This window comes from Moorena sp. SIO3H5 (assembly GCF_010692395.1).
In the GTDB taxonomy this organism is placed as follows: domain Bacteria; phylum Cyanobacteriota; class Cyanobacteriia; order Cyanobacteriales; family Coleofasciculaceae; genus Moorena.
Window position 1 is genome coordinate 1 of record NZ_JAAHHS010000597.1, and the last position, 3,466, is coordinate 3,466.

At 46.5% G+C, this 3,466-nt stretch carries 3 protein-coding genes; all 3 read left to right on the forward strand.

The features are described from left to right. Positions 1-401: 401 nt before the first annotated feature. The 3 genes from F6K52_RS34135 (at position 402) to F6K52_RS34145 (ending at position 3,445) form a co-directional block, all read left to right on the forward strand. A complete protein-coding gene (locus F6K52_RS34135) occupies positions 402-1,853 on the forward strand; it encodes a circularly permuted type 2 ATP-grasp protein (RefSeq protein ID WP_293089305.1) in 1,452 nt (483 codons plus the stop codon). A gap of 358 nt (positions 1,854-2,211) precedes the next feature. Beyond that, entirely contained in the window at positions 2,212-2,685 is a 474-nt protein-coding gene (locus F6K52_RS34140) for a Fur family transcriptional regulator (protein WP_293089307.1), read from the forward strand. Positions 2,686-2,782: 97 nt separating this feature from the next. Then, entirely contained in the window at positions 2,783-3,445 is a 663-nt protein-coding gene (locus F6K52_RS34145) for a hypothetical protein (protein ID WP_364421113.1), read from the forward strand. Positions 3,446-3,466 lie beyond the last annotated feature (21 nt).

Consider the following 3,466-nt stretch of genomic DNA (forward strand, 5'->3'; position numbering starts at 1 on the left):
CTGTCATACCTGGTACCATTGGTTCGTTACTTTCTATGTTTTCCATTCTGCTAATTTCTGATGATGTTTTATGATCGTCTCGATTGAGATGAGTTTGTATTGGCTTTTGTTTCAGAATCCGGTTGATGTGAGTGTTTCTGAGCAATACAGTCAACTACCCATTGATCCTGAAGAATTCCAGATTTTTTTCAAAGTTTTTGTAAAGGTGATATACTTCCGTTATAGCTCAAGTCCATTGCTGCAGTAGCTGCTGTGAAGAGCAATGGCTTAGTCGAGGCATTTCCCTTAACTTGCAAAGAAAACTTTAAACATCCCCATACCCGAAAAGAACTGTGTTAAATAAGCTGTAAGTCTAGGCTTTGGGTACCTGGACTGTTAATTAAGGTGAAGGGGAGACAGCTTTGCAATTCGATTCCTATAATATCGAGGGCTTCTATGATGAATATTTCATTGCCCCGGGTCAACCGCGAATAGAAGTTGCGGCTGTTGTTGACTACTTGCAGCAACTCCCTCAAGGTAGCTTGTCCGAAACCAATACAGCCGTAGAAAAAGTTCTTGCAGAACTTGGTGCAACCTTCACGTGGCATGGTGAGACCAGAGTATTACCCTTTGATCTCATCCCCCGGGTGATCTCAGCTTCAGAATGGAGCCAGCTATCGGCAGGGCTGAAACAGCGAGTGGCTGCCCTCAACTTGTTCTGTGCTGATATCTATGGAGAACAGCATATTCTCAGAGATGGCAAGATCCCTAGAGAAATCGTGGAATCAGCAGCTCGGTTCATGCCTGAATGCATGGGCATGAAACCCCCTGCAGGCATCTGGTGTCATGTTAGTGGCATAGACCTGATCCGCAACGAAGCAGGTGTTTGGTATGTGCTAGAGGATAATTTGCGGCTACCCTCTGGTATTGCTTACGTTATGAAGAACCGTCAGGCCATGGAGCGGGTTGTACCAGACCTCTTGGCTAAGTTCGCCATTGAGCCCCTAGAAGGGTATTCCCAGGAGTTACATTCGACACTCCTGAAGCTATCGACCGGGAACAAAAGGCCATCTACGATAGGCTCCGACTCACCTGTAGCCATTGCAGTACTGACCCTAGGACCGGTGGAATCTGCCTATTTTGAGCATGCATTTCTAGCGCAACAGATGGGGGTAGCTCTAGTCCAGCCGGAAGATTTGGTGATCGAGCAGGGGTATTTGCAGCGGCGGACTCCCGAGGGGCTGGTACAAATTGATATTCTTTATCGTCGTTATGACGCCCAGCTCTTGCATCCATTGAAACTGGGGAATGGTTACTCTTCTGGGCTATCGGCTATTATCGATCTTTGTCAGCAGGGCAGATTAGCTTTAGCCAATACCATAGGCACAGGGGTGGCTGATGACAAAGTGGTCTATACCTATGTTCCTGAGATGATTCGCTACTACCTCAACGAAGACCCCAAGTTACCCAATGTGCCTAGCTATTTGTGTTGGAATGACCAAGACCGAGCCTATGTCCTAGATCATCTAGATGAGTTGGTGGTCAAGTCTGCCAGTGAGGAAGGGGGACGAGGCATGTTAGTTGGCCCCCATGCTAGCCCTGAAGAGCGGGCCAGTTTTGCGGAAAAGATTCGGGCTCAGCCGAGGGAGTATATGGCTCAGCCGACTATTGCTCTATCACGAATTCCCACTGCTGTAGGCAGTGAGGTGGAAGGACGCCATGTGGATTTGCGTCCCTACGTGCTCCATCGCGGAGATGATATCTATGTCCATCCTGGTGGCTTGACACGTGTAGCTTTGAAAAAGGGATCCTTGGTTGTCAATTCTTCTCAAGGGGGAGGAAGCAAGGACACCTGGATCTTGTGCGATCGCTAACGAAAGTAGATCGAGTTGGAGCACAATTGATGGCTTTTGGGTAGCACACTTCCTTTAAACCAAAAGCACCACCTTCGTGGATTGTAGGGTGGGCTAGTTCACTAGTTTGTAGTAAAATATAGGATATAAGGCTTAGGGCTACCAAATTTAACTTAAAATTAATTTAAACAGGGGCATTCAAGGTCAAGGAAAAATTTGATAACAGGGAACTTGGGAACACAAGCAATACCCCGTTTACCCTTTCCCGTTGCTAGTTACCGATCACACAAGAGCATTGCCCTGGCTTAAGTAGATAGCTGGGTGAGCTATAAGTAGATTTATAGGGGAATCCTTGTGGTTAAACTCATCAAGTCATGTCATGGAAAAAGAAGCGGCAGCTGCTAAACCAATTCGTTCACTAGAAGATGCAATCGATAAGTGTCAGACGCTAGGTATGCGTCTGAGTCGTCAACGTCGCTTCATTCTAGAACTGTTATGGGAAGCTAAAGACCATTTGTCAGCGCGAGACATTTATGACCGATTGAATCAACAAGGGAAAGTTATTGGTCATACTTCTGTTTACCAGAATTTAGATGCCCTATCGAGTCAAGGTATTATTGAATGTATTGAGCGCTCGGATGGACGGTTGTACGGCAATATCAGCGATACTCATAGCCATGTCAATTGCCTGGATACAAACCAGATTCTTGATGTTTATGTAGAACTACCGGAAAACTTGCTCAAGCAAATTGAGGAACAAACTGGTGTAAAGATTACTGAATATCGGATTGATTTTTATGGTTACCGTCAGGACCAATCACCTAACTCCTCGTCGGGCGGTTTGAGGGAGTAGGGAGTAGGGAGTAGGGAGTAGGGAGTAGCAATGCAGCGCGGTCTTGGAGCTTGACTATGAGCGACTGACCCACTGAGCTACTGATAGACTCATTACCATGGATATTTACCAATCTACCATTCGTCCAATTCTCTTTTCTGGGTTGAAGACAGATCCAGAATGGTTACACAATAGAACTCTGGGGCTATTGAGCTGGCTGTCATGGCATCAGGAGTCTACTCTAGGTCACTGGGTTCAGGGTCAATTACAGCAAAGGTTTTGCCTAAATGATGCTCGCCTTGAACAAACCCTGTGGGGAGTAAACTTCCCCAACCCTCTGGGTTTAGCAGCAGGGTTTGATAAAGATGGTGTGGCTGCTGGAATTTGGGCAACCTTAGGGTTTGGCTTTGCTGAACTAGGTACTGTAACCTTTCATGGTCAATCGGGAAATCCTCGTCCTCGTTTATTTCGCTTGGTAGAGGACAAAGCTGCTCTGAATCGGATGGGATTTAATAATCTCGGAGCTACAGCAATGGCGGCTCGATTAGAACAATTGAAGGTTAACAGGTTAAGGGTTGCAGGTTTAGAAAAGAACCTACCGGAAGAGAAAGCCAAGGGCGAACAACCTACCAGAAGGGAAAACCGGATCCAAGCTTCAGGTTTAACTATTCCGATTGGCATTAATCTAGGTAAATCGAAAGTAACACCTCTACCAGAGGCAGCAGATGACTATCGGTCGAGTTTTGGGCTGCAGCATACGCGGTATCGGCGTGCAGCTTGAGAAGCAACAAGCCGATTGAGT